This window comes from Streptomyces sp. S.PNR 29 (assembly GCF_030386795.1).
Classification (GTDB): Bacteria; Actinomycetota; Actinomycetes; order Streptomycetales; family Streptomycetaceae; genus Streptomyces.
Genome location: NZ_JANUQM010000006.1, coordinates 321,463 through 345,835, shown reverse-complemented (window position 1 = coordinate 345,835; position 24,373 = coordinate 321,463). Strand labels below are relative to the sequence as shown.

The window sequence follows — 24,373 nt, the reverse complement described above, 5'->3', positions numbered from 1 at the left end:
CACGCCATCGCCTACGTCATCCACGTCGTCTATATCGTCACGCCGTCGATCTGCAGCGTCTGCACCGCCTTCGCCGCGAACGGCACGCTCACCGACTTGCCGTTCAGGAACGTGTCCGAGCGTGCCGTGTACAGGTCGCCGCCGCCGGTCGTCACCGTGTTCCAGCGGGGGACCAGGCCGCCCGAGCCGCCGGTGACGGAGGAGAAGCGGGAGAGGTCGAAGGTCAGGGTCTGGGCCGACGTCGAGGTGTTCGCGGCGACGATCACCAGGCGCTTCGCCGAGGCGCTGTAGGCCGCCGCCGCGTAGCTGACGCCGGTGTCGAGGATCGTCATGCCGGGGCGGATGTGGCGGCTGAACTGGGCCATGACGTAGTACTTCGTCTGGATGGCGCCCGGCTGGAGCGTGTTCGGGTCGTACGCGATCATCGCCCAGCCCGCCGACGGGTCCATGACCTGCCAGTACACCCACGCCGTGGGGTGCAGCCAGCGGAAGTCGTAGAGCAGGTTGCTCGCCATCGTCATGCCCGAGCCGTCGCTGTCGCCCGTCTCCGAGTTCCACAGGGCCTTCTTCGCCGTGCTCACGACGTCCGTGTACAGCAGGTCCCTGCGGCCGCCCGAGCCCTGGTAGCCGTGCACGTTGACCCGGTTCACGTACCCCTTCGTCGTCGAGCTGAAGGAGTTCCAGGTGGTGCGGGCCAGGTCGTAGCTCGTCTCGTCGGATGCGGCGATCCTGGTGCCGGTGAGGCCTCGCTTGTCCAGCTCGCTGCGCATGTAGGGGAGTACGGCGGACTGGACCGACGCGTCCATGTGGCAGCCCTCCTGGGTGCCCGTGGCCGTCCACCAGCTGGAGCTCGGCTCGTTGAAGGGCTCGACCGTCGCGAAGTTCACGCCCCAGTTGTTCTTGGCGTACAGGGCCACGGCGGCCAGGTGCGAGGCGTGCTGGCGGTAATTCCAGGTCTGGAGGTTGTTGCCGCCGTCGGATGCGCCCGAGGGGTTGTGGTTGTTGCACATCCACCACATGGGAGAGTTCGCGAAGAGTTCGCTGATCGCTCCTCGCTGGGTGGCCTTCACCAGCATCGCGCGCTGGGTCGCGTCCGCCGACCACTTCCAGGCCGAGGACGTCGGGTCCTCGTTGTTCCAGTCCTGCCAGTAGCCTTCGATCTGCTTGAAGGCGGGGATGTTGGGCGACTCCACCATGGTCGCGCTGCCCACGCTGTTCCAGCTGCACGCGCCGAGGTTGTAGCGGGCGATGTTCAGGCCGAGGCCGGGGAGGGTGCGGCCGCCGTACGCGACCGACTTGGTGGTGAAGAAGAGGTCGGCGAAGTCGTCCCGGGCGCCGAAGACGTTCGCCCACCAGGCCAGCGAGGTGCCCCAGCCCTCCCATGTGCCGTACGCCGTGCCGGGGTTCACGGCGATCGTGGCGTCCGCGTGTGCGGTGCCGGTCGCCAGGGCGCTGCCGAGGAACGTTCCGCCTGCTGCGGCCAGCAGGGTTCTGCGTCGGATCATGGCGTCTCCGCTTCGCTCCATCACCGGTCCCTGAAACCGGCGTGTGGCCTGTGTGTGGCCTGTGTGTGGCTGTCGCGGCGGTCGCGGCAGTCGTGGCAGGAGGAAGCATCGGGGGTGGTGTGCGAGGTTGTCGAGGGTTGCGACAGCCCTTTCTCAAACCGCTGTACGAAGTCCGGGTCCTGGGCGGGCAGGCGATCCGATCCTGTATAACCGACAGCAGGCGAGTGCCCGTACGACGAACGGAAGGAGGAGCGGCCGATGATCATCCGCAGCTGGGCGAACCCGCGTCCCGCCGCCGTACTGCTGCTCCTGCTGCTCGACGTCGTGCTGCTCGACGCGGGCAGCGTCTCCGCCACCGTCGCGGTCGCCGCGACCGCCGCGGTCGGCTCCGCGTTCGCCGCCTGCTCCGTCATCGCCTCGCGCTGCGCGCCCGCCGTACCGCCCACCCGGGTCCGGACGGCCATCCGCGACCGGGCCCGGCGTACGGCCTTCCTGCCGCAATGCGATCCCGACGCCAAGGGGCGCACCCGTCCCCGGGCACCCGGACACGCCCTCCTGGCGACCGCCGCGTAGGGCACACCTCCCAGCTCCCAGCTGCAGGCCCCGCGCGGGTCGTCATGCCGCCATCTCTCCACGCCGGCACATCCGGCATCCCGGCACGACGAGACCCCCGGAGGGCTCACTCCCATGTCCGTTTTCGCCACGCTGGTCGAGCGCCTCGCCGACCTGCTCCAGCCGCTGTTCGGCGCCTCCGCAGCCGCCGCCGCGATCGTGCTGTTCACCGCGCTCGTACGACTCCTCGTCCACCCCCTGTCCCGGGCCGCCGCACGGGGGCAGAAGGCACAGGCCGAACTGCGGCCGAAGATCGCCGAGCTGCGGAAGAAACACGCGAAGGATCCGCAGCGGCTCCAGAAGGCCGTGCTGGAGCTGCACGCCGAGGAGAAGGTGTCGCCGCTGTCCGGCTGCCTGCCCAGTCTGTTCCAGCTGCCTGCCTTCTTCCTCCTCTACCACCTGTTCTCCAACACCACGATCGGCGGCCGTGCCAACGAGCTGCTCACCCACCAGCTGTTCGCCGCGCCCCTCGGCGGCCGGTTCGCGGACGCGCTGGGCGAGGGCGGGCTCTTCCAGGGCGCGGGGCTCGTCTACGTCGGGCTGTTCGCCCTCGTCGCCGCCGTCGCCGCGTTCAACTTCCGGCGCACCAAGCGGATGATGGCCGCCAACCCGGCGGTGCCGGTCACCGGTGACGGGGAGCGGGTGCCGGGGATGGGCGCGGTGAGCAAGGTCATGCCCTTCATGTCCTTCTTCACGCTCTTCACCGTGGCCGTGGTGCCGCTGGCCGCCGCCCTGTACCTGGTGACGAGTACGACGTGGACGGCCGTCGAGCGGGCGGCCCTCTACCGCTGAGGTCCAGTCCGTGAGCGGGGTATTGCGCGCTGAACGCCGAGCTTGGAGGATCGACCAGACCTCCGATGGCTGATCCGGCAGATGCGCCCACCGCACCGGGTCGCACGCATCGGACGGGCTGCCCGCGATCTAGGGAGATTGTGATCATGAAGCTGCTGCGAGTCGGTACGGCGGGGGCGGAGCGGCCCGCGCTGCTCGACGCCGGGGGGACCCTGCGGGACCTGTCCGGCATCGTGCCGGACATCGACGGGGCGCTGCTGACCGACGACGCGGCGCTCGGCCGGATCCGTGCCGCCGCCGACGCCGGGGAGCTGCCCGCCCTGGACGAGGTGGGCCTGCGGATCGGGCCGCCGCTGGCCCGGATCGGCAAGATCGTCTGCATCGGGCTCAACTATCACGACCACGCCCGCGAGACCGGGGCCGAACCGCCCGCCGAGCCCGTGATCTTCTTCAAGGCGGCGGACACCGTCGTCGGGCCGAACGACACGGTGCTCGTTCCGCGCGGGTCCACGAAGACCGACTGGGAGGTCGAGCTCGCGGTCGTCATCGGACGTACGGCCCGTTACGCGGAGTCCCGGGAGGAGGCGCTCGCGTGTGTCGCCGGGTACGCGGTGGCGCACGACGTGTCCGAGCGGGAGTTCCAGATCGAGCGCGGCGGGACCTGGGACAAGGGCAAGAACTGCGAGACGTTCAACCCGCTCGGGCCGTGGCTGGTGACGGCGGACGAGGTACCGGATCCGCAGAACCTCGCGCTCAGGCTGTGGGTGAACGGTGAGCTGAAGCAGAACGGGACGACGGCCGAGCAGATCTTCCCGGTGGCCGAGGTCGTGCGGTACGTCAGCCAGTTCATGACGCTGTACCCCGGGGACGTCATCAACACCGGTACGCCGGCGGGGGTGGCTCTCGGGGAGCCGGAGCCCAAGCCGTTCCTGCGGGCCGGGGACGTGGTGGAGCTGGAGATCGAGGGGCTGGGGCGGCAGCGGCAGGAGTTCAAGGACGCCTGAGAGCAGGAGTGTGCGCCTCCGTCCCCACCCGGGTTGGCCCGTCGTGCCCAGGGGCATCTATCGAGCACGCCGCGCGGTTCCGCTGCCGGATGCCGAAGGGGGACGGCCATGGTGTGGTTCGTGGCGCTCGCCGTGCTCTACCTGCTGACCGGGGTCGCCGCCGTGCGTTTCCGCCGGGCGTACCGGCGCTTCGCCGACGCACCGGTCACCCGGCGCCCGCAGCACGAGGAGCTGAGCCTCTACGAGGTGGCGTTCCTCCACGGTCAGGGACTGCGCGTCGCCTGGACGGCCCTGGCCGCGATGATGCTCGGCGGGCGGCTGACCGCGAACCGCGAGGTGGTGACCCTCACCGACCCCGTCCCACGCGACGCGGTCGAGGCCGATGTCATCGAGGTCATCGGCCTGGCACCGCGGCGCCAGGCGTGGGAATGCCTGCATCCGCTCAGTACGAGTCCGAGTGTCGACGCCATCGGCGACCGTCTGGCCGATCAGGGACTCGTCGGCAGCCCCACCCGCTGCCGCGCCGCCGCGTCAGCCCTCGGCTTCCTGCAGGGCATGCTCTTGTGCACCGTCACCTTCGCGCTGGTCGCCGGGGTACTGGCCGCCGTGGGGGATCGCGAGGCCCTGATCGCCCTCGCCGCCACCGTGCCCATGGCGACCGGCGGCTTTCTCGCCCACCGCCACCCCGAGAAGTGGGACCCGGGCGTGACCGAGGCAGGACGTCGGGCCAGTGTCCCGCGCCGGGACCGCTATGGGGAGCCCTTGGTGCCGCCCACGAACGACGACCTGTCCTCGTACGAGCTCTCACTGCTCAGAGAGGTCGTGTTCAAGGGCGTGTTGACCGGGCGTCTGAGCCCTCTCGCCGACGCCACGAGGCCGCCTCCCAGCGAGACGCTCGACGACCCGCCGGGTCTCGGCGGCCTGTAGAGACGCGGGCCCGGCGGTTCGGGCGCGGTCGGTCGCCTCACGCCAGCAGGGAAGCCAGCCGGCGCCATTCCTCCCGCGGCAGGGCATCGCGCGAGCCGCCGTTCACCACCTGGAGCGCCAAGTGGTCCGCGCCCGCCGCCTGGAAGGCGCGGATCCGTTCCCGTATCCGGTCCTCGTCGCCCCACGCGAACACCGCGTCGACCAGGCGGTCGCTGCCGCCGTCCGTGAAGTCGTCCTCGGTGAAGCCGTGCCGGAGGAAGTTGTTGGTGTAGTTCGGCAGGCCGAGATAGAGGGAGAGGAACTCGCGGGCCAGCTCGCGGGCGCGGACCGGGTCCGTTTCCAGGACGACCGTCACCTCGGGGGCGAGGAGCGGGGCGTCGCCGAGGAGTTCGCGGGCGTGTGCGGTGTGCTCAGGGGTGACCAGGTAGGGGATCGACCCGGCGGCCCGCTCGCGCGTCAGCTGCAGCGACTTCGGGCCGAGGGCGGCCAGGACCCGGCGGTGGGCGGGCGTGCCGGCGGCGTCCAGGCCGTCGAGGTACGCGACCAGGGCCGAGTAGGGGCGGCGGTACTGTTCCGCGAGCCGGGCGTGGCTGACGCCGAGGCCGAGCAGGAAGCGGCCGGGGTGGGCCGCCTCCAGCTCGGCGAACGCCGCCGCGCTGTCGGCGGGCTCGTGCTCCCAGATGCTCTGGATGCTGGTGCCGACGGTGAGCCGTGAGGTCGCCTCGATGAGCGGTGCGGCATGACGGGCGGAGCTGTTGCCGCCCAGCCAGACGGCGCCGTAACCGAGTTCCTCCAGTTCGGCGGCGGCCTCGGCGCGTTCGCCGCGCCGGGCGGGGTCCTCCGAGCGCAGGCCGACGCTCCAGATGCCGTACCGGCCAAGGGATTCCTTCACACTGCCCGTCGCGTCACTCATCGGTCTCCGGTCCCTCCGGTCACTCGCGCTACGTGTACGACCCGTGCAACCGGAGGCACTCCAGAGATCATTCCCGGCCGGCTACAGACCCAGGAACTGCTCCAGCGCCTCCACCACGAACCGGTGGTCCTGCAACTGCGGCAGCCCGGACACCGTCACCGCGCCGATCACGCCGACGCCTTCGACGTTGATGGGGAAGGAGCCGCCGTGCGCCGCGTACACGTCCGGGTCGAGGCGGGAGGACTCCTCGAACGTCGTGCCCTTGGCGCGGAAGCGGGCGCCGACCAGGTAGGAGGCGGAACCGTAGCGCTCGACCACCCGGCGCTTGCGGTCGATCCAGGCGTCGTTGTCGGGGGTGGAGCCGGGCAGTGCCGCGTGGAAGAGCTGCTGGCCGGCACGGTGGATGTCGATGGCGACGGGGGCCTGACGCTCCCGGGCCAGCTCGACGAGCAGCGAGCCCAGCGCCCACGCGTCGTCGTATGTGAACTGGCGGAAGACCAGGCGCCGTTCCTGGGCCTGAAGCTCCTCCAGGCTCGGCGTGAGCTCGGGGTGGAACTTGGGGGTCAGTTCCTGGTTGTGCGTCACAGCGTCACCGCCACTCCGTCTCGGGCCGAACGGCGGGCCGCCTCCAGTACGTCCAGGGCGGCGGCCGCCTCTCGGGCGCTCACCGGGTTCGGGCCGCCCTCCAGCAGGGCCTTCGCCACGGCCGCATAGTAGGCCGGGTAGTCACCCGGGAGGGTCGGTTCCGGGCGGCCGCCGCCGGTCAGGGGCGACTCCCCGGCCCCCACCCGGCCCCACATCGACTCCGGCTCGACGCCCCAGCCGGTGCCCGTGCCGGGCCGCTCGCCCTCGCGCAGGGCCGCCTCCTGCGGGTCGAGGCCGTACTTGACGTAGCCCGCCTGCGAGCCGAGCACCCGGAAGCGGGGGCCGAGCTGGGCCGCGGTCGCGGACACGTACAGGTGGGAGCGGACCCCGCCGGCGTGCGTGAGCGCGAGGAACGTGTCGTCGTCGGTCTCGGCGCCCGCCCGGCGGATGACCGACTCGGCGTACACGGACGTCACGGGGCCGAAGAGGACGAGGGCCTGGTCGACGACGTGGCTGCCGAGGTCGTACAGCAGACCTCCGATCTCTGCCGGGTCGCCCGACTCCCGCCAGCCGCCCTTCGGCTGCGGCCGCCAGCGCTCGAAGCGGGACTCGAACCGCCATACGTCGCCCAGGGCGCCCTCGGCCAGCAGCTTGCGCAGCGTCAGGAAGTCGTTGTCCCAGCGGCGGTTCTGGAAGACGGAGAGCAGGACCCCGCGCTCCTCGGCCAGGGCCGCCAGCTCACGCGCCTCGGCGGCCGTGCCCGCGACCGGCTTGTCGACCACGACCGGGAGCCCGGCCTTCAGGGCGGTACGGGTGAGCGGTACGTGCGTCTTGTTCGGGGACGCGATGACGACCAGATCGAGGTCGGCGGCGCGGTCGAACAGCTCGTCCGGGGTGGCGGCGACACGGACGTCCGGGAACTCGGCGCGGGCCTGCTGCTGCCGGTCGGGGCGGGAGGTGACCACGGTGTCGAGGGCGAGACCCCCGGTGGCGGCGATCAGCGGGGCGTGGAAGACGGAGCCCGCGAGGCCGTAGCCGACGAGGCCGACGCGGAGGGGAGTACCAGTCATGGGTCCACTTTGGCAACGCTGTTGCCAAAGTGCAAGGCGTGGCGACAATGGGGGCGTGAACAGGACGAACACCGGCGTCAATCTGCTTGCCCTGCGCAGTCACAACACCGCGCTGGTGCTCGATCTGCTGCGCGCGGCCGGGGCGGAGGGCATCAGCCGGCTGGAGCTCGCCGAGCGGACCGGGCTCACACCGCAGGCGGTCAGCAAGATCACGGCCCGGCTGCGGGAGGACGGCCTCGCGGCGGAGGCGGGGCGCCGGGCGTCGACCGGGGGCAAGCCGCGCACGGTGCTGCGGCTGGTGCCGGAGGCGGGGCACGCGGTCGGGGCGCACCTGGACCGGGACGAGCTGCGGGCGGTGCTGGTCGATCTCGACGGGACCGTGGTGGGGGAGCGGCTCAGGCCACTGGACCTGGGGGCGGGGGCGGAGGATGTGGTCGCGGTGGTGGCGCGGGAGGCGGAGGAGCTGGTGGCGGACGTGCTGTCGGCTGCGCCCCTGTCCGGTGCCGCCTCACTGCTCGGCCTCGGGGTGGCACTGCCCGGCCCGCTGGATCACGACCGGGGTGTACTGCACCGGGTCACCGGGTTTCCCGAGTGGGACGGGTTTCCGCTGCGGGACGCGCTGGCGCGGCGGCTGGGGGTGCCGGTCGTGGTCGACAAGGACACCAACGCGGCGGCGCTGAGGCTCGCGGTGGGTGGCGAAGGCGGGTCCTTCGCCTATCTCCACCTCGGTACGGGGCTCGGTGCCGGGCTCGTGATCGGAGGGCGCGTGCACCGGGGGGCGCGGACCGGGGCCGGGGAGTTCGGACACCAGGTCGTCCAGCTGGACGGGGTGCTGTGCGGTTGCGGTGACCGGGGGTGTGTCGAGGCGCTGTGTCTGAGGGCCGTGGCGCGGGGGGAGCTCGATGAGGCGGCGCGGGTGCTGGGGGTGGGCGCCGCGAATCTGGTCGGGCTGCTCGACATCGACCTGGTGCTGCTCGGGGGCCGGACGGTGGCAGCGGCGCCGGAGACCTTCGTACGGGGGGTTGCCGCGGTGCTGGACGCGCGGGCTCGGCGCGAGGGAGGGCGTGGGGGCGCGGTGCCGGTACGGGTCGCCTCCGGCGGGGGGTGGGGGGTGGCTGAGGGGGCGGCGCAGTTGGTGTTGGGGCCGGTGTTCGGGTGGGAGGGGTGACGGGGGCTTGCCTGTGCGGTGGGTGTGCTGTGTGGGGGGTGGGTGCTGCGTGCTCGGGGTTTGCTGCGTGGCCGGCGTTGCGGTGACCGGGGGTGGGGTGCGCGGCCCGGCGCGACGGAGCCGCTGTGTCGGCGCGGTGCCCGCTGCCCGCGTCGGAGTCGGCCCGTTGGGTCTGGGCGTGCCGCCGATCGGGCGGTGTTTCGCGGCCGTTGGAGGTCCTCGGGCGGAATGGCGCCGTCGGTGGGATCAGGGGTCCGGCATGGTCATGTGTTCATGCGACTGTGCACGGCGGTGTCCCTCAGCCTGGCGGCGGCAGCCGCCCTTCTCGTCGGCCCCGGTCCCGCGCACGCGGGGCCACCGGCTCGGGCTGCCTGCGCAGGATCCGACAGCCGTGCCTTTCCCGTCAGCACCCGCATCCACGGCGGGCCCGGCACCTATGAGGCCGGCGGCGGCTACGGCGTCTGGTACCTGGAACTGACCAACACCACCGACCGCGCCTGCACCGGTATCCACCCGGTCGTCGTGCTCGTCGACGACCAGCGCGCCCTGGAACCCTCCCAGCCCCGTCTGGAGTTCTACGACGGAGCCCGCCCGCACCCGGTCCGCTTCGAGGAGACCGATCAGGACGAGCTGATCGGAGTGTTCGCCGGCGGGACCGATGACGACCGGACCGACGGCTTCCCCGGCTTCAGCGTCGGCCCCGGCCGGACCCTCACCGTGAAGGTGCGGCTCGCCGTCACCTCGGACGCCGTGGCCAACGAGGTCACGGCCGTCGCCGCCGTCGTCCAGCGCCATGACGACGACGGCGACTGGGTCGGCCAGTCGAACGACTACCGCTTCCGCATCGAGTCCGACCGCGAACCGGCCCCCGAGCCCCAGCCGGACGTCTCCACTCCGGCCTCCGCCCCGCCCCCCGCCTCCGCCTGGGCGTCCGCATCCGCGTCCCCGCGCCCGTATGCCTCCACGAGCACCCGGACACCGACAGCCAGAACCACACCCGCACCCACCCCCACCCCCGCACCCACATCCCCGTCCTCCACCGCCCCGGAGGCTCCGCTGCCCCTCGCCGACGAACTCGCCGGCACCGGACGCGGCGCCGTGGGCATCCTCCTCCTGGCCGCCGCCCTGGTGCTCGCCGGAACCAGTGCGCTGCGCCTGGCGCGCAGACGTCGCTGAGAGCACCGGAACCCAGCCATTCCCTCAAGATCCGGCCAGTGTTTAGGCTAGGGGCTGCCCGAGCCCTTCCCGCCTGCCGCGCGCCGGGCGGACGACGGGAACCCCTCGGGCAGCCCCAGGGCCCACGCAGCACCGCGTACGGCAGGAGACCGAGGCACATGGCAGACCGCAAGCCCATAGAGTCGTGGCTCACCGACATGGACGGTGTGCTCATCCACGAGGGCGTCCCCATCCCCGGCGCCGACGCCTTCCTCAAGAAGCTGCGGGAGTCCGGCAAGCCGTTCCTGGTCCTCACCAACAACTCGATGTACACCCCGCGCGACCTGCACGCCCGCCTGCGCCGCATGGGCCTCGACGTGCCGATCGAGAACATCTGGACGTCGGCGCTGGCCACCGCCAAGTTCCTGGACGACCAGCGGCCCTGCGGCTCGGCGTACGTGATCGGCGAGGCGGGCCTGACCACCGCGCTGCACGACATCGGCTACATCCTCACCGACCACGAGCCGGACTACGTCGTCCTCGGCGAGACCCGCACGTACTCCTTCGAGGCCATGACGAAGGCGGTACGGCTCATCCTCGGCGGCGCCCGCTTCATCTGCACCAACCCCGACGAGACCGGCCCGTCGACGGAGGGCCCGCTGCCCGCGACCGGCGCCGTGGCCGCGCTGATCACCCAGGCGACCGGGAAGAAGCCGTACTTCGCGGGCAAGCCGAACCCGCTGATGATGCGCACCGGCCTCAACGCGATCGGCGCCCACTCCGAGAGCAGCGCGATGATCGGCGACCGCATGGACACCGACGTACTGGCCGGCATGGAGGCCGGTATGCAGACGTTCCTGGTGCTCACCGGCCTGACCCGGCCCGAGCAGGTCGAGGACTTCCCGTACCGGCCGTCGAAGGTCGTCGACTCCATCGCGGACCTCGTCGACCGGATCTGAAACCCGCCGTCACCCGTTCGGAGCAACCCCGCCCCTCGCGCGGATGCGGGGCGGGCTCCGGCGGGGGAGTCTCCAGATGTCTGGAGGTTTCACGATGGGTTTGCGAAGAGTCGCTCTCTGTACCGGCGTCCTGGCCGGCGTCGCCCTCGTCCCGGCGGCCCACGCGGCGCCCGTGGAGGAGCAGGCCGGCGTCTCGGTGGCCCCTTCGGCCCCCGCCCCCGGCACCGACGTCACGCTCAGAGTGGCCGACTGCACGGAGAAGACCGCCCTCGCCGCCTCGGACGCGTTCGTCGCGGACGCGCGGCTCGCGGCCGCGGACGGCGCCCTCGTCGGCTCGACCCGGGTCCGCTCCACGGCCAAGGCCGGGGCGTACCGGGTGAGGGTCACCTGCGGAGTCGTCGAGCGGACGGGCACGATCACCGTCGCCGGGCAGGCGGCCGGGCCGGAGCAGCCCCGCACCGCCGCCTCTCCCCTCGCTCCGCCCGTTTCCCCCGCACCGGCCACTCCACTCGCCCACGCGTCTGCCCCCGCCTCCCCCATCGCCCCCGTCGAGGCGGGCGGTGGCGGCGGCGCACACCTCGCCACCGTGCCCGCCGGTCAGGCCCGCGCGGCCGGCCCGGGTACGGCGCACACGGTGACCGGCCTGGTGCTCGCCGGGATCGCCGCGGTGGCCGTCGCCCTGCGCGGTGTTCGCCGGAGCCGCGGGACGGGACACGGAACGGGCTGACCATGTCCGACCACGAACGTTTCCCCGGCACCGGCCGCCTCGTGGCCGGCGTCGCCTGGACGGTGCTGCTGCTCGGGCTGTGGCTGTGGGGCCGCGAGGTGACGGACGTACAGCACGGCATAGCCGCGCCGGCCACCGGCGACATGGCGGCGGCCGGGCGGCCGCCCGACGTGGCGCTGCCGCCCGCGCACCGGCCGCTGGACGACGCGCTGCCGCGGCGCCTCGACATCCCCGGCCTCGGTGTGCGGGCACCGGTGGTGCCCCGCGGCCTGGACGGGCGGGGCGCGCTCGACCCGCCGCCCTTCGACCAGCCCGGAGCCGTCGGCTGGTACGCGGCCGGGGTGAAACCCGGGGCGGCCGGGACCGCGCTGATGGTGGGGCACGCCGACACCGAGACCCGGCCCGCCGTCTTCTTCCGGATCAGCGCCCTCAAGCCCGGCGAGAAGATCCGGGTGATCCGCGACGACGCCGAGGTCGCCGAGTTCACCGTCGACAAGGTCCAGGTCCTCAGCCGCGACCGCTTCGACGCCCACCAGGCCTACGGGCCGCGCACCTCGGGGCGGGCCGAGCTGCGGCTGATCACCTGCGGCGGCAGCTACGACCGGGCCAGCCGCAGCTACACGGCCAACGTGGTCGTCTCGGCGTACCTCACGGGCACCGGCGTCTGATGTAGTCACGACCTCCTGGGCCCGCGGGGCGTATGTCAGGATTGAGGCTCGGAACAGTGCACCCAAGGGGGAGTTGGATGTACGGCAAGTGGGGGGCCGGGGCACGCGTGTCCGCGGTGGTGCTGGGGGCGGCACTGCTGGCAGCGGGGTGTTCCTCCTCCGGGGGCGGAGGCGGGGGCGAGAAGGGCGAGGACGCGAGCGCCCGCATCACTCAACAGCCCAAGGAGAGCAACCCGTTCTGGGTCAACCCGAACGGCACGGCGGCGCGGCAGCTGGCCGCTGCGGCGAAGGCCGGCAGGACGGCGGAGGCCCAGCAGATCCGCAAGATCGCCCAGCAGCCGACCGGTGAGTGGATCGGCCCGGAGAACCCGGAGCAGGAGGCCCGCGGCTTCACCGAGGCCGCCGACAAGGCGGACCGCACCGCGCTGCTGGTCCTCTACAACATCCCGCACCGCGACTGCGGCCAGTACTCGCAGGGCGGCGCCGCCGACGGCAACGCCTACCGCGCCTGGATCGACGGCGTGGCCAAGGGCATCGGCGACCGGTCCGCGACCGTCATCCTGGAGCCGGACGCCGTACTGCACCTGGTGGACGGCTGCACGCCCGACGAGTACCACGAGGAGCGCTACGACCTCCTCAAGGGCGCCATCGCCAAGCTCACGGCCCTGAAGAACACAAAGGTCTACCTGGACGCGGGCAACGCCGGCTGGGGTCACCCCGACCAGATCTTCGAGCCCCTGAAGTGGGCGGGAATCGACCAGGCCGACGGCTTCTCGGTCAACGTCTCCAACTACTACTCCACCGAGGACTCCCTCGCCTACGGCAAGCAGCTGTCGGCCAAGGTGGACGGCAAGCACTTCGTCATCGACACCAGCCGCAACGGCAACGGCCCCTACACCGGGGGCAACCCCGACGAGCGCTGGTGCAACCCGCCGGGCCGGGCCCTGGGCGAGACCCCGACGACGAAGACGGCGGACCCGCTGGTCGACGCGTACCTGTGGGTGAAGCGCCCGGGCGAGTCGGACGGCGAGTGCAAGGGCGGCCCGAAGGCGGGCCAGTGGTGGGCGGACTACGCACTGAAGCTGGCCAAAGCGTCCCACTAGGCGCTGATACGCCGAAGGGGGCGCCCTCCGACGAGGAGGGCGCCCCCAGGTGCGCGGAGACTACGGCACCTTCACCCACTGCGCCTTGCTGGGCGTCCCGTCGGCGTCGGTCACGAACATCATGTACCAGCCCGACTGAACCAGGTTCCGGTTCTTCGGCACGGTCACCGCGATCCGGTCGCCGGACACCTGGAAGTCCAGCGCGATCGACCGCTGGTCCACGTCGGTGACATGCGTCGACGCGCTCGGCCGGATCAGCCGCACCTTCTTGATGGACGCGGCCTGCTTCGAGGTGAACGTCCCCGACTCACCCCGCGCGATGGTCTTCGGGCCGCCCGCCAGCGACGGCTGCCGGGTCCCGAACAGATAGGGCGGTGTGTAGATCTCGATGCGCTGCTCGAACTCGCCCGGCTTGGTGTTGGCCTCGTCGGCGAAGAGCGAGTCGGAGCCGAAGAACATCACCCGCCCGTCGGGCAGCAGGATCGACCCGGAGTGGTAGTTACGGCCCACCAGCGGATCGGCGACCCGCCTGAACTCGTTCTTCTCCGTGTCGTAGATCCGCGCCTGGAGGATGTTGGAGCCGCCGCGGCCCCGGTAGTCCTCCGAGCCACCGGAGACCAGCACGCTGTCGTCGGGCAGGATCGACGCCTGCGGGTAGCGCGTGCCCTTCTCCAGCGAAGGGCCGTCCACGAAGCGCGGGTTGTCCGCCTTCATGTCCACGATCCTGGTCTTCTTGCTGGACAGCTTGGACTCGCCGACCCCGCCGCCGCCGATCACCATGTACTTCTCGTCCTGCGCCGGCGGCAGCAGCACCGTGTTGGACGTCTCCATCAGCTTGGCGTCGCCCAGCCCGGGCACCTTCGTGAACTTGTTGGTGTCCACGTCCCAGACGCCCGGGTCACGGCCCACGTCGTCCGGGCCGTAGCCCGCGTTGGAACCCGAGTAGAAGACCTTGCCGTTCTGCATCGTGAACAGCGCCGGGTACGTCGGGAACTGGCGGAGCTTCTCCGTGTACGTCCACTTCTTGGTCTTCGGGTCGTAGATCTCGTTCTTGCCCGGGACCAGCTGGCCGATGTCGTCGAGGCCGGAGACGCTGAGGATCTTCCCGTCGCTCAGCGTGGTGAGCGTCGGGTACCAGCGGGCCTCGTTCATCGGGTCGACCTTGATGTACTTCTCGGCGACCGGGTCGAACTCGTAGGTGTCCCGGATCCCCTGGAAGTCCTTCTTGTCGAGGGCGAGCTTCTGCGCGATGCCGTAGGTGTTGCGCGCGTCGGCGCCGGAGAGGCCGTGGACGCGGTAGTTGTCCTGCGTACCGGTCTCGTACTTGGCGCCTTCCTTCTGCGCCTCGACGTAGATACGGCCGAGTCCGGGGGAGTTGCCCAGGAACGCGCCGGTGTTCTTGTCGAAGTTCTTCTTCGCGCGCGGCACGAGGACCGGGTCCTTCGACACGAAGGTCTTGCCGTTCTCCTTGCCGGTGAACTTGGTGCCCGCCGGCAGGGTGATCGGCTTGTCCGGGTTCTCGTTGTGGACGATCATCAGGCCGCCGGCCTTCTTCACGTCACCCTTGAGCTTCTCGTACCGCTTGGTGCCACCGGCGATCAGCAGGTTGCCGTTGGCCAGCTGGGTGTGGCCGGTGCAGAACAGGTCGTTCGGGGTCGGGACCTTCTTGATGGTGCCCTTGACCGGGTCCCAGATACGGGTGTCGTACTTCTTGGCGTCGAAGTTGTCCTGGTTGTTGCCCGACCCCGCGATCAGCAGCACCTTGCCGGTGTGCAGCAGTGCCGCGTGGATGGTGTTCTGGCGGTACTCCTCCGGGAACTCGACGATCTCCCACTTGCCGTTCGCGGCTTTGTACTCGGGCTTGTCGATTTGGTACTGGTGGTACTTCTCGGTTCCGAAGCGGTAGAGCCACGGCCCGTTCATCCCGGCCAGCGCGAGTACCACCGCCGTGCCGATCGCGAGCCGACGGGCGCGACGGCGGCCTGCACGGTCGTTCATTCCTTACGTCCCCCAAGTCCACCAAGGGCGATCTGCATGGTCTGGTCGGAGCCCCCGTGCGCTCCGGTGTTCGCGGCGGCCCAGCTCGGCTTCTGCTGGGGCGCGTGGGCCGCGTGCTGCTGCGGCAGGGGCAGCGGCCGCGTCTGGTGCGCCGGCGCCGCGTCCTCCGGCTGGGCCTGAGCGGCGGCGGCCGGCTTCTTCCGGGCCTGCCGCAGCTCGTGCCGCCAGGCGAAGATCGGGAACGCGGTGATGAGCATGGCGAACATGGCCCAGATGACCATCGCCGGGTGGGAGTGCCCGTAGACGAAGCCGGCGGCGATCGAGCCGCCGAAGATCAGGATGAAGTACCAGTGGTACCGGAAGGTCCCGAACCACCTGTCCGGGCTGGCCGAGTCGCCCTTGGGGGTGACCACGAACTTGCTCTTGCGGCGCAGCACGGAGTCGATCAGCGCCTTCGCGTAGAGCGGCGCCGACAGCGCGGACATGACCATGCCGGCCACGCCGCCGGAGCCCTCCGGCTCGTGCGGTGAGACGTTGTGGCGGCGGTTCCAGACGTAGAGGCCGATCTGCAGGGCGGAGGCGTTGCCGTAGAGCATCAGCCAGACGGCCGGGTCGATGTTCACACCCGAGGCGCCCAGACCCAGGAACAGCGCACAGCTCAGCGCCGCGAGGATCCAGTTGAGGGCCGACATCGGGTAGAAGATGATCATCATCGTGTAGTTGAAGAGCTTGCTCGGCGGCAGCGAGAACCAGCCCTTCCAGTACTGCTTGAGGATCGTCTCGTAGGTACCCCGCGACCAGCGCATCTGCTGGGTGAAGAAGTCCGTCCAGGCGCTGGGGCCCTCACCGACCGCCAGCACGTCCGGGGTGTACACCGAGCGCCACTTGTTGCCGGTGGCCGGGTTCTTGGCGCGGTGCATCTCGAAGCCGGTCGCCATGTCCTCGGTGATCGAGTCGTACAGGCCGCCGATCTGCTTGATGGCCTTGATGCGCACGGCGTTGGAGGTGCCCACGAACATCGGCGCGCCGTAGCGGTTGCCCGCGCGCTGGATCAGGGCGTGGAAGAGGAACTGCTGCGACTCGGCGGCCTTGGTGACGAAGTTGTCGTAGTTGCCGTAGACCTGCGGGCCGATGACGAAGCCGACGTCCGGGTCGCGGAAGAAGCCCAGCATCCGCTCCAGGTAGTTGGGCAGCGGCACGTGGTCGGTGTCGACGGAGGCGAAGAAGTCGTAGTCGTCGCCGTGGGCTTCGAGCCAGGCGTTGTAGTTGCCGTGCTTGGTCTTGGCGCGGTGCGGGCCCTTGGGCTGGTTCCACTTCGCGACGCCCTTGCGGGAGAAGTGGTGCACCCCGAGGCGCTCGCAGACCGCCTTCACCTCGGGGTCGTCGCCCTCGTCCAGCAGCCAGACGTGCAGGACGCCCCGGTGCCGGATCTTCACCGCGGCCTCCAGGGTCTTCGTCACCATCTCCAGCGGCTCCTTGCCGGGCACGAAGGAGGTGAGGAAGGCGACTCTGGTACCGCTCTCGGGCACCACCGGGATCGGATCGCGGGCGACCAGCGTGGCGTGCGCGTTCGACAGCACGTTCATGCAGCGGAAGAACTCGATCAGGCCGATCGAGACCAGCATCACGACGTCGAGCGCGGGCAGCCAGTCGAAGGCCGGGTAGTCACGCTCGGTCCAGTGCTCGGGCTGCAGCAGCCAGACCAGCAGCACCAGCGACAGCACCGGGGCCGCCGCCAGCATCAGGGCCACTCGTATGCGGTGCGGCTCCTGGGAGATCAGCGAGCGGTATCTGACCTTGTACGGCTTGTTCGGATCCGGCTGGGTGAGGGGGCCGGCCAGCCGGCTGTAGTGCTCGTAGTCGTATCTCGGCAGCGTCTTCTTTATCCGGCGGAACATCCCCGTGTTCCCGGTCCGGTGAGCAGGCACCCTGAGCTGGGTGGTCTGGGACGGGTCGAAGTTCTGCCGGGCGCCCGTCGGCGTCGACGTCATGAGTCATCCCCCCACACGCGTGAGCATCGCGTGTTCCGTCGCTTCCTTCGCCTGCTCGGGTCCCCCTCGACCTTCACAGGCGTATCAGTGGTGGGTCGCTGTCACCACGTCATCCACACTTTATAGACATGGAACGGCGACCTTCCGGTTGCATGATGCCCCCCTCGGCACCCGGTCAGGAAACGGGGCCCCACACCCCGATGACTCGAGCAACCGGCTCGTTGCCCCCCAACTGCCGCTTATCCGCAGCATCTTGAAAAAACCCGGAAACCAGGGTCTACGCCACCCATCATGATCGCAAGACGGGAAACATGGTGTTTACCGGTCAAACGCGTTCATTGTGGTATAGGTGAGCCCTCCTCCGTCCGCAGTGAGTCGCCGGGCCCCTGCGGCCCGCTGTTCCCTACGGGGCACGAGTGCGTCCAGTTCAACGAGGCCGACCCCACCAAGATCACGACGGGGCTGGCCGGGCCTACGAGGGAGGGGTGTGGGTGGCGCGCGCCCCCACCGCGCGCGGCGCGGCCGCGCGGATACGACGATGGCGAGGCCGGTTCGCGCTCTTTCGCGAACATGCCTCGCCATCGGCATCGTGCGCCGCCAGGGACTCGAACCCCGGACCCGCTGATTAAGAGTCAGCTGCTCTAACCAACTGAGCTAGCGGCGCCTGGTGACGTCGTCACTCTACCGGACGCCGGAGGGTGCTCCCGACCACCGGTGCCGGGGCGGCCACGGGGCCGGAGGGCCGCGTACATCATTCGGACCGTCAACATGCGCGCCCTCAAGACAGTTGCGAAACTGGCGCCTGAGCGTCGCCGCGGCCATTTTTCAGCTGGAATGTGAGGGGAATCGCATGCAGTCTCCGGTATTCGAGGAAATCGACCCTGCGAGAGACTGCGACTGCCCCGGATGCCGTCACTGGCGGCGCATCCTGCCGCATTCCCGTGCCGTTCGGGCCCTCGGTCACCCGGCAGCCCGCCGGGTGCTGATCGTGGCGGCCGCCGCGGCCTCCGCCGTCCTCGGCACCGGCTGTCCTGCAGCGCCTGCGGCCGCCGCCCACGCCCCCCACCGTCCGGGCGTTCCCGCAGGTGACGAGCGTGATACCCCTCAGGGGCACAAGGGTCCGCTGCGTGGCCCCAGTGGGTCGGCGGCGAGGCCCGGGGCCTCGACCAAGGTGCGCGAGACCACGCGCACGGAGATCATCAGCCGGGCGAAGAAATGGCTCGCCGCAGGGGTGCCCTACAGCATGTACGACTACTGGTCGGACGGATACCGGCAGGACTGCTCGGGCTATGTCTCCATGGCCTGGAACCTGCCCGGGAACGAATGGACCGGCAGCCTCGGGCAGTACGCCGTGCGGATTTCCAAGGAGGAACTCCAGCCCGGCGACATTCTGCTGTTCCACAATACGGCGAACCCCCACAAGGGGTCGCACGTGGTGATTTTCGGCGGCTGGGCGGACTCCGCGCACACCCGCTACATCGCCTATGAGCAGGCCCGCCCGCGCACCCGCCGCAAGTACACCCCGTACGCCTACTGGAGCAATTCGTCCCGGTACCTCCCCTACCGCTACACGGGGATCGTGGAGGAGACGGCGGGCGCCGAGCCGGACACCGCCACGCCGAGCACGCCGGCCTCCACGCCCTACCCGGGACGGGCGTACTTCGGCCCCGGCGCGGACAACCAGTACGTCGCCGAGCTTGCCCGCATGCTCATCGCCCGCGGCGCCGGGCGCTTCTACTCCTCCGATCCCGACTCGCGCTGGACGGAGGAGGACCGGCGGGCCACCCGGGCCTTCCAGCTGGCCCAGGGCTGGTCGGGCGCGGACGCGGACGGGTTGCCCGGACCGCGGACCTGGGACCTGCTGGTGACGGGGGCGGGCAAGGACATCGTGACCGGAGCGGCTGGAGCGGCCAGAGCGGCCGGGGGCCAGGTGCCCTCGTCGCATGGCGTGCCCGGCTATCCGGGGCGGGCGCTGTTCCGGCCCGGCGCGCACAACGAGTACGTCACCCGGCTGGGGAGGCAGCTGGTGCGGAAGGGGTTCGGCGCGTACTACACGGGTGAACCGGGGCCGGCCTGGGACGAGGAGGACCGGCGGGCCGTCCAGGCCTTCCAGCGTGCCCAGGGCTGGCGCGGCGGCGCGGCGGACGGTTATCCGGGGCCGGAGACCTGGCGGCGGCTCTTCTCGTGAGACCCCTGTCGTGACACCTGTTGGGACGCATCTGGCGCGGAGGCTGGAGGCACGCATGAGTTCGACCACGTCACAGACGCCCGAGTCCGAGGGCCGGGCCGGGGGCGGTGCCCGTCCCGCCCGGCTCATCCAGAACGAGGCGACCACCGAGATCCCCGTTCACCTGCTGTTCCGTGACGAGCCCCACCCGGCGCCGGTTCCACTGGAGCCGGCGGCCGCGGGCCGCCGGCAGGGCACGGGGGAGCAGCCGCGCTTCAGGCGTCCGGCGGTCGCGCACCGGCGGCCCGCGCCGCAGGCCGACCCGGATCTGGCGGAGCGTCCGGCCAGGGTGCTGCCCGGTGCGGCGGGCGTGCTCGCCGGGGCCTGCGGAGCGGCCGGATGCCTGGCCACGTCCTGGTGGTCGGGTGTCCTGCCGCCGCTCGCCACTCAGGCGCTGGGGCTGCCGGCGTACGTGGGGGCCGGGCTGGGGCCCGCGCAGTGGGCGGCGTACGTGGGGGCGGGCGCCCTCGGCCTCTTCGGGCTCGGTGGGCTGGCGCGGGGGCGGACCGGGCGGGCGTGGGTGCTCGGCCTGTTCGGCCGCTACCGGGGGACCGTGCGGCGCACCGGTCTGCTGTGGGTCAATCCGCTGCTGCTGCGCCGCCGGGTCGACGTACGGCTGCGGCACTGGCGCAGCGAGCCGATGACGGCGGCCGACGGCAGTGGGGTCGCGCTCAAGGTGGTGGTCCTGGTGGTGTGGCGGGTGCGGGACACCGCGCGGGCCACGCTGGGCGTCGAGGACCACGAGACGTACCTGCGTGAGTGCGTCGAGGCGGCGCTCGCCCGGGTGCCGGTAGGGCTGCCGGGCGGCACGCGGGGCTCCGCGGACGCGGCAGGCGAGGCGCTGACCCGGCTGGTCGCGGCGGACACGGCGCCGGTCGGCCTGGAGGTGTTCTCGGTCCAGCCGGTGCAGGCCGAGTACGCCCCCGAGATCGCCGCCGCGATGCACCGTCGCCGGATCGCGGCGCTGGACGCCCAGCACCGGGCGAGCGTGCTCACGTCGGTGGTCGACGCCCTGACGCAGGGCGGTCAGTCAGGGCCGTGAGTCAGGGCCGTGAGTCAGGGCCGGGAAACAGGTCCGCGATTGGTATGGACATGTTCAACTCGCGCCCATAACCTCAGACTTGGTCTAGACCTACTCTGCACAGCTCGCTGAACACCCCCACGTTCTCCAGGAGCGGCAGCATGCGCAAAAAGACCAAGTGGTACGCCGCCACGCTCGGGCTCGCCACGGCAGGAGCCTTGGTGCTCTCCGCCCAAGGCGCGAGCGGCCACGGCTACACCGACCTCCCCGTGAGCCGGCAGAAGCTCTGCCAGAACGGCACGGTCACGGGCTGCGGCGACATCCAGTGGGAGCCGCAGAGCGTCGAGGGCCCCAAGGGCTTCCCCGCCGCCGGGCCGGCCGACGGGCGGATCTGTTCCGGGAACAACACGCGGTTCGCCCAGCTCGACAGCCCGCGCACCCCCTCGGGCGGCGCCTGGCCCACCACGAGGGTGACGGGCGGCCAGAACTACACGTTCCGCTGGCAGTTCACCGCCATGCACGCGACGACCGACTTCAAGTACTACGTCACCAGGCAGGGCTGGAACCAGAACCACAACCTGGCCCGGTCCGACCTCAACCTCACCCCCTTCTTCACGGTGCCGTACAACGGGCAGCGTCCGCCGTCCACGCTCTCCCACAGCGGCAGGCTGCCGTCCGGGCTGAGCGGGCACCACGTCATCGTCGCGGTGTGGACGATCGCCGACACGGGCAACGCGTTCTACGCCTGCTCCGACGTCACCTTCTGACGATCTCTGAGGCTCCCTTGAGCCAACGGCCCGGCCGGCGTGGGTAGGTTCCCTCCACGCCGGCCGATCGTGGCCGCGGGGGATTCGGGGGATCTCATGGAACTGTTCGCGGCGTTCTTCTTCATCGTGCCGGCGCTCATCATCGCCGGCGCGGTCTTCGGCGTGGTCAAGGTCGTCGGCCGTGACCAGGAGGTGCGCCGGGCCTGGAACAGCGGTTTCACGGCCGAGGCCCGCTGTCTGAGGGCGTACACGACCACCAGCGGCGGCGGTGACAGCGGTGTGCGGACCACGCTGCACCACGTGTACGAGTTCGTCACGTACGACGGCCGGGTCGTCCGGTTCGACGAGCCGAACGGTCCGGGGACGACCGTCGAGGGCGACATCGTGACCGTGCACTACGCGCCGGACCGTCCCGAGCGGGCCACGGCCCATGCGCCGGCGCCCGGCAAGCTGGCGGCGGGCACGGGGTGTGTGCTGGTGTTCCTGGGGGTGGTCATCGCCTTCTGCCTCGGTTTCATGCTGCTCGCCTCCCTCTTCTTCGTGGCGGCGGACGACTTCTGGCCGTGACGGCCCTCCACATCTGACGGAACGTCAATTAACGTGCCCGCTCATGGAGTCCAGCAGGCGTACGGTCGCGGAACTCGTCGCCGGACGGTGGGGTGACCACCGGCCCGGGCTGTGGTGCGAGGATCTGGTGCTGACCCACCACGAGGTGGCGGCGGGGGCCGCCGCCCGGGCGGCGCTCCTCGCCGACCTGCTGCCACCCGGCGCCGAGCCGCACCTCGGCGTGCTGCTCGACAACACGCCCGAGTTCCCGCTGTGGCTGGCCGCTGCCGCCCTGGCCGGCGCGGCGGTCGCCGGGATCAACCCGACCCGGCGGGGTCCCGAACTGGCCCGCGACATCCTGCACACCGAGTGCCGGATCCTGGTCACCGAGCGCACCCACCTGCCCCTCCTCGCCGGCCTTGACCTCCCCGGCGTCCCCGTTCTGGTGACCGACACGGAGGAGTACGGCCACCTGCTCGCGCCCTACGCGGACGCGCGACCGGACGCCTCCCGCGCCACCGCGGACGACCGCCTCCTGCTGTACTTCACGTCCGGCTCGACCGGCGCCCCCAAGGCCGCGATCTGCACCCAGGGCCGTCTGGCCGCCGCCGGGCACTCCCTGGGCCGGCAGTTCGGGGTGCGGCCGGACGACGTGCACTACATCTGCATGCCGATGTTCCACGGCAACGCGGTGATCGCCGACTGGGCGCCCGCGCTGGCGGCCGGGGCGGGCGTGGCGCTGCGCCGGCGGTTCTCGGCGTCGCGGTTCCTGGCGGACGTGCGCGGCTACGGGGCGACGTACTTCACCTATGTCGGGCGGGCCGTCCAGTACATCCTCGCCACCGAGCCGCGTCCCGACGACCGGGACAATCCCCTCCGCCTGGGCTTCGGCACCGAGGCGGGCGCGGTGGACGCGGCGGCGTTCGAGCGGCGGTTCGGGGTGCGGCTGGTGGAGGGCTACGGCTCCTCGGAGGGCGGGGCGGCGATCCACTGGACGCCGGGCACACCGCCGGGTGCGGTGGGCAAGGCGGGGCGCGGCCTGGTCGTTCTCGACCAGGAGACGGGCGAGGAGTGCCCGCCGGCCGTCTTCGATGCCGCCGGGCGGCTGCTCAACGGCGACGAGGCGATCGGGGAACTGGTCAATCGCGGGCCCAACCCCTTCGAGGGCTACTGGCGCAACCCGGAGGCGGAGTCCGAGCGGCGCCGGAAGGGCTGGTACTGGACCGGCGACCTCTTCTACCGGGACACCGGCGGCCACCTCTACTTCGCCGGCCGCACCGACGACCGCCTGCGCGTCGACGGCGAGAACCTGGCCGCCGCGATGATCGAGAACATCCTCGCCCGGTACGAGGGTGCCGTGGCCGTCGCCGTGTACGCGGTGCCGGACCCGGTGACCGGGGACCAGGTGATGGCGACGATCGCCGGGACCTTCGACCCGGCCGGCTTCGCCGAGTTCCTGAGCGCCCAGCCGGACCTGGGGACGAAGATGCCGCCCCGGTTCGTACGGGTGGTGGAGCGGATGCCGGTGACCGCCACGAACAAGATCGACCGCGCGGGTCTCAGACGTGAGGGCCTCCGGTGCGGTGATCCGGTGTGGTGGAGGCCGGCCGGGGAGGACGCCTATCGGAGGCTGACCGAAACAGACGCGAAGGGCCTCTCGCATCCACGAGAGGCCCTTCACCGGTGCGCCGCCAGGGACTCGAACCCCGGACCCGCTGATTAAGAGTCAGCTGCTCTAACCAACTGAGCTAGCGGCGCATGACTCCCGCCGACCGCGTTCTTTCGTTCCGCGGGCGGCGACGAAGTAAATACTACCTGGTCCGCGGGGGTGCTTCCGACCACCCGTGCTCGATCTAGATCGCCAGCGACAGCAGCACCGGCGCCGCGTTCCGGTTGAGGGCGTCCGCGGCCCGGCGCAGCCGGTGCGCGTGCTCCACGGGGAGGGACAGCGCGAGGCAGCCCACGGTGGAGCCGGCCGTGATCGGGACGGCCGCACAGACCGTGCCGACGGCGTATTCCTGCAGGTCGAGGACGGGAACGGTGGGTGGCTGGGTCTCCAGGCGGGTGAGCAGCACCTTGTCGCTGGTGATGGTGCGCGAGGTGAGGCGGGCCATCTTGTGGCGGGCGAGGTGGTCGCGGCGGCCGGCGTGGTCGAGCTGGGTCAGCAGACTCTTGCCGATCGCCGTGGCGTGGGCCGAGGAGCGGAAGTCGACCCACTCGTTGACCTTGGGCGTGGCCGCGCTGTCGGCGTACTGGGTGATGCTGACCTCGCCGTCGACGTACCGGCTCATGTAGACGGCGGCGCCGACCGAGTCGCGCAGCCGGTCGAGGGTGCGCTGGATCTTGTCCCGCAGGGCCTCCTCACGGTGCTGGGCGGAGGTCAGACGGGTGAGGGCGACACCGGTCACGTAGCTGCCGTCGGCGGCCTGCTCGACGTAGCCCTCGCGGCGCAGCATCCTCAGGAGCGTGGTCAGTCGCTCCGGGCTGAGGCCGGTGTGGCGGGCGAGCTCGGTGTCGGTGACTCCGGCGGTGTACCGCGCCACTGTCTCCAGGACGCGGAGCGCTTCCTGGGCCGAGTGGTACGGGGCGGTCGGCTCGTGCTTCAGCGCCACGGTTTCCCCCTGCGCTCTCGCTT

Annotated in this window: 21 protein-coding genes, 2 tRNA genes and 1 pseudogene; 15 read left to right on the top strand and 9 right to left on the bottom strand. The window is 71.2% G+C overall.

What is annotated here, in order from left to right; all coding sequences use genetic code 11:
- Positions 1–29: 29 nt before the first annotated feature.
- Positions 30–1,505, bottom strand: a complete 1,476-nt coding sequence (locus NW895_RS18800) for a beta-1,6-galactanase (RefSeq protein ID WP_289936867.1) — start codon at positions 1,503–1,505, stop codon at positions 30–32.
- Positions 1,506–1,766: 261 nt separating this feature from the next.
- Between NW895_RS18800 and NW895_RS18795 the strand changes: the two genes are divergently transcribed.
- The 4 genes from NW895_RS18795 to NW895_RS18780 all read left to right on the top strand — a co-directional run bounded on the left by NW895_RS18795 (position 1,767) and on the right by NW895_RS18780 (position 4,840).
- Positions 1,767–2,078, top strand: a complete 312-nt coding sequence (locus NW895_RS18795; protein ID WP_289937023.1) for a DUF6412 domain-containing protein — start codon at positions 1,767–1,769, stop codon at positions 2,076–2,078.
- A 114-nt stretch (positions 2,079–2,192) separates the two neighbouring features.
- On the top strand, positions 2,193–2,909 hold the full coding sequence (locus NW895_RS18790) for a YidC/Oxa1 family membrane protein insertase (protein ID WP_289936866.1): 717 nt from the start codon (positions 2,193–2,195) through the stop codon (positions 2,907–2,909).
- A gap of 146 nt (positions 2,910–3,055) precedes the next feature.
- The gene (locus NW895_RS18785) at positions 3,056–3,913 is read left to right on the top strand and encodes a fumarylacetoacetate hydrolase family protein (RefSeq protein WP_289936865.1); all 858 of its coding nucleotides are present in this window, start codon (positions 3,056–3,058) and stop codon (positions 3,911–3,913) included.
- A gap of 108 nt (positions 3,914–4,021) precedes the next feature.
- Positions 4,022–4,840, top strand: coding sequence for a TIGR04222 domain-containing membrane protein (locus tag NW895_RS18780; RefSeq protein ID WP_289936864.1), 819 nt, complete (start codon positions 4,022–4,024; stop codon positions 4,838–4,840).
- A 37-nt stretch (positions 4,841–4,877) separates the two neighbouring features.
- Here the strand turns inward: NW895_RS18780 and NW895_RS18775 are convergent, their stop codons facing one another.
- From NW895_RS18775 to NW895_RS18765, 3 genes are all read right to left on the bottom strand, one after another.
- A complete protein-coding gene (locus NW895_RS18775) occupies positions 4,878–5,753 on the bottom strand; it encodes an LLM class F420-dependent oxidoreductase (protein WP_289936863.1) in 876 nt (291 codons plus the stop codon).
- Positions 5,754–5,834: 81 nt separating this feature from the next.
- Positions 5,835–6,338 (bottom strand): heme-degrading domain-containing protein, encoded by a 504-nt coding sequence (locus tag NW895_RS18770; protein ID WP_289936862.1) that lies wholly within the window; start codon positions 6,336–6,338, stop codon positions 5,835–5,837.
- Positions 6,335–7,408 carry a Gfo/Idh/MocA family oxidoreductase gene (locus tag NW895_RS18765; RefSeq protein ID WP_289936861.1) on the bottom strand — a complete coding sequence of 358 codons (1,074 nt, stop codon included), beginning with the start codon at positions 7,406–7,408 and terminating at the stop codon, positions 6,335–6,337. Before NW895_RS18765 ends, NW895_RS18770 begins: the two co-directional genes overlap by 4 nt.
- Positions 7,409–7,463: 55 nt before the next feature.
- On the opposite strand from NW895_RS18765, the gene NW895_RS18760 reads away from it, so the two are divergent.
- From NW895_RS18760 to NW895_RS18735, 6 genes are all read left to right on the top strand, one after another.
- Complete coding sequence (locus tag NW895_RS18760) at positions 7,464–8,576, top strand: ROK family transcriptional regulator (protein WP_289936860.1); 1,113 nt, start codon at positions 7,464–7,466, stop codon at positions 8,574–8,576.
- Positions 8,577–8,849: 273 nt separating this feature from the next.
- Positions 8,850–9,752: a hypothetical protein gene (locus NW895_RS18755; RefSeq protein WP_289936859.1), complete on the top strand. Its 903-nt coding sequence runs from the start codon at positions 8,850–8,852 to the stop codon at positions 9,750–9,752.
- Positions 9,753–9,910: 158 nt separating this feature from the next.
- The gene (locus tag NW895_RS18750) at positions 9,911–10,690 is read left to right on the top strand and encodes an HAD-IIA family hydrolase (protein WP_289936858.1); all 780 of its coding nucleotides are present in this window, start codon (positions 9,911–9,913) and stop codon (positions 10,688–10,690) included.
- Between the two features lie 94 nt (positions 10,691–10,784).
- Complete coding sequence (locus tag NW895_RS18745) at positions 10,785–11,417, top strand: hypothetical protein (protein ID WP_289936857.1); 633 nt, start codon at positions 10,785–10,787, stop codon at positions 11,415–11,417.
- A gap of 2 nt (positions 11,418–11,419) precedes the next feature.
- Positions 11,420–12,085 carry a class F sortase gene (locus NW895_RS18740; protein WP_289936856.1) on the top strand — a complete coding sequence of 222 codons (666 nt, stop codon included), beginning with the start codon at positions 11,420–11,422 and terminating at the stop codon, positions 12,083–12,085.
- Between the two features lie 77 nt (positions 12,086–12,162).
- On the top strand, positions 12,163–13,188 hold the full coding sequence (locus NW895_RS18735; protein WP_289936855.1) for a glycoside hydrolase family 6 protein: 1,026 nt from the start codon (positions 12,163–12,165) through the stop codon (positions 13,186–13,188).
- Between the two features lie 60 nt (positions 13,189–13,248).
- Here NW895_RS18735 and NW895_RS18730 read toward each other — a convergent pair whose 3' ends face one another.
- The 3 genes from NW895_RS18730 to NW895_RS18720 form a co-directional block, all read right to left on the bottom strand.
- Entirely contained in the window at positions 13,249–15,186 is a 1,938-nt protein-coding gene (locus NW895_RS18730; RefSeq protein ID WP_289936854.1) for a kelch motif-containing protein, read from the bottom strand.
- Positions 15,183–17,177, bottom strand: a complete 1,995-nt coding sequence (locus NW895_RS18725) for a cellulose synthase catalytic subunit (protein WP_289936853.1) — start codon at positions 17,175–17,177, stop codon at positions 15,183–15,185. The genes NW895_RS18730 and NW895_RS18725 overlap by 4 nt, the downstream gene beginning before the upstream one ends.
- 590 nt (positions 17,178–17,767) lie before the next feature.
- A tRNA-Lys gene (locus NW895_RS18720) sits at positions 17,768–17,841 on the bottom strand.
- 186 nt (positions 17,842–18,027) lie between these two features.
- Between NW895_RS18720 and NW895_RS18715 the strand changes: the two genes are divergently transcribed.
- The 5 genes and pseudogenes from NW895_RS18715 to NW895_RS18695 all read left to right on the top strand — a co-directional run bounded on the left by NW895_RS18715 (position 18,028) and on the right by NW895_RS18695 (position 23,457).
- On the top strand, positions 18,028–19,365 hold the full coding sequence (locus NW895_RS18715) for a peptidoglycan-binding protein (RefSeq protein ID WP_289936852.1): 1,338 nt from the start codon (positions 18,028–18,030) through the stop codon (positions 19,363–19,365).
- A gap of 55 nt (positions 19,366–19,420) precedes the next feature.
- Positions 19,421–20,446 (top strand): SPFH domain-containing protein, encoded by a 1,026-nt coding sequence (locus NW895_RS18710; protein WP_289936851.1) that lies wholly within the window; start codon positions 19,421–19,423, stop codon positions 20,444–20,446.
- 140 nt (positions 20,447–20,586) lie between these two features.
- A complete protein-coding gene (locus NW895_RS18705; RefSeq protein WP_289936850.1) occupies positions 20,587–21,192 on the top strand; it encodes a lytic polysaccharide monooxygenase in 606 nt (201 codons plus the stop codon).
- A 96-nt stretch (positions 21,193–21,288) separates the two neighbouring features.
- On the top strand, positions 21,289–21,759 hold the full coding sequence (locus NW895_RS18700) for a DUF3592 domain-containing protein (RefSeq protein ID WP_289936849.1): 471 nt from the start codon (positions 21,289–21,291) through the stop codon (positions 21,757–21,759).
- A 43-nt stretch (positions 21,760–21,802) separates the two neighbouring features.
- Positions 21,803–23,457, top strand: a pseudogene (locus NW895_RS18695) (AMP-binding protein).
- On the opposite strand, the gene NW895_RS18690 reads toward NW895_RS18695, so the two are convergent.
- Positions 23,423–23,496: transfer RNA gene (locus tag NW895_RS18690), tRNA-Lys, on the bottom strand. The pseudogene NW895_RS18695 and the gene NW895_RS18690 sit on opposite strands and share 35 nt — an antisense overlap.
- 95 nt (positions 23,497–23,591) lie before the next feature.
- The gene (locus NW895_RS18685) at positions 23,592–24,350 is read right to left on the bottom strand and encodes an IclR family transcriptional regulator C-terminal domain-containing protein (RefSeq protein ID WP_289936848.1); all 759 of its coding nucleotides are present in this window, start codon (positions 24,348–24,350) and stop codon (positions 23,592–23,594) included.
- Between the last annotated feature and the right edge of the window lie 23 nt (positions 24,351–24,373).

What these genes read in the sequence shown, in the direction of transcription:
- NW895_RS18785 (WP_289936865.1), top strand. Translation starts at nt 3,056, where the DNA reads ATGAAGCTGCTGCGAGTCGGTACGGCGGGGGCGGAGCGGCCCGCGCTG.
- NW895_RS18700 (WP_289936849.1), top strand. Translation starts at nt 21,289, where the DNA reads ATGGAACTGTTCGCGGCGTTCTTCTTCATCGTGCCGGCGCTCATCATC.
- NW895_RS18765 (WP_289936861.1), bottom strand. Translation starts at nt 7,408, where the DNA reads ATGACTGGTACTCCCCTCCGCGTCGGCCTCGTCGGCTACGGCCTCGCG.
- NW895_RS18740 (WP_289936856.1), top strand. Translation starts at nt 11,420, where the DNA reads ATGTCCGACCACGAACGTTTCCCCGGCACCGGCCGCCTCGTGGCCGGC.
- NW895_RS18775 (WP_289936863.1), bottom strand. Translation starts at nt 5,753, where the DNA reads ATGAGTGACGCGACGGGCAGTGTGAAGGAATCCCTTGGCCGGTACGGC.
- NW895_RS18755 (WP_289936859.1), top strand. Translation starts at nt 8,850, where the DNA reads ATGCGACTGTGCACGGCGGTGTCCCTCAGCCTGGCGGCGGCAGCCGCC.
- NW895_RS18705 (WP_289936850.1), top strand. Translation starts at nt 20,587, where the DNA reads ATGCGCAAAAAGACCAAGTGGTACGCCGCCACGCTCGGGCTCGCCACG.
- NW895_RS18715 (WP_289936852.1), top strand. Translation starts at nt 18,028, where the DNA reads ATGCAGTCTCCGGTATTCGAGGAAATCGACCCTGCGAGAGACTGCGAC.
- NW895_RS18790 (WP_289936866.1), top strand. Translation starts at nt 2,193, where the DNA reads ATGTCCGTTTTCGCCACGCTGGTCGAGCGCCTCGCCGACCTGCTCCAG.
- NW895_RS18710 (WP_289936851.1), top strand. Translation starts at nt 19,421, where the DNA reads ATGAGTTCGACCACGTCACAGACGCCCGAGTCCGAGGGCCGGGCCGGG.
- NW895_RS18730 (WP_289936854.1), bottom strand. Translation starts at nt 15,186, where the DNA reads ATGAACGACCGTGCAGGCCGCCGTCGCGCCCGTCGGCTCGCGATCGGC.
- NW895_RS18735 (WP_289936855.1), top strand. Translation starts at nt 12,163, where the DNA reads ATGTACGGCAAGTGGGGGGCCGGGGCACGCGTGTCCGCGGTGGTGCTG.
- NW895_RS18725 (WP_289936853.1), bottom strand. Translation starts at nt 17,177, where the DNA reads ATGACGTCGACGCCGACGGGCGCCCGGCAGAACTTCGACCCGTCCCAG.
- NW895_RS18780 (WP_289936864.1), top strand. Translation starts at nt 4,022, where the DNA reads ATGGTGTGGTTCGTGGCGCTCGCCGTGCTCTACCTGCTGACCGGGGTC.
- NW895_RS18800 (WP_289936867.1), bottom strand. Translation starts at nt 1,505, where the DNA reads ATGATCCGACGCAGAACCCTGCTGGCCGCAGCAGGCGGAACGTTCCTC.
- NW895_RS18750 (WP_289936858.1), top strand. Translation starts at nt 9,911, where the DNA reads ATGGCAGACCGCAAGCCCATAGAGTCGTGGCTCACCGACATGGACGGT.
- NW895_RS18745 (WP_289936857.1), top strand. Translation starts at nt 10,785, where the DNA reads ATGGGTTTGCGAAGAGTCGCTCTCTGTACCGGCGTCCTGGCCGGCGTC.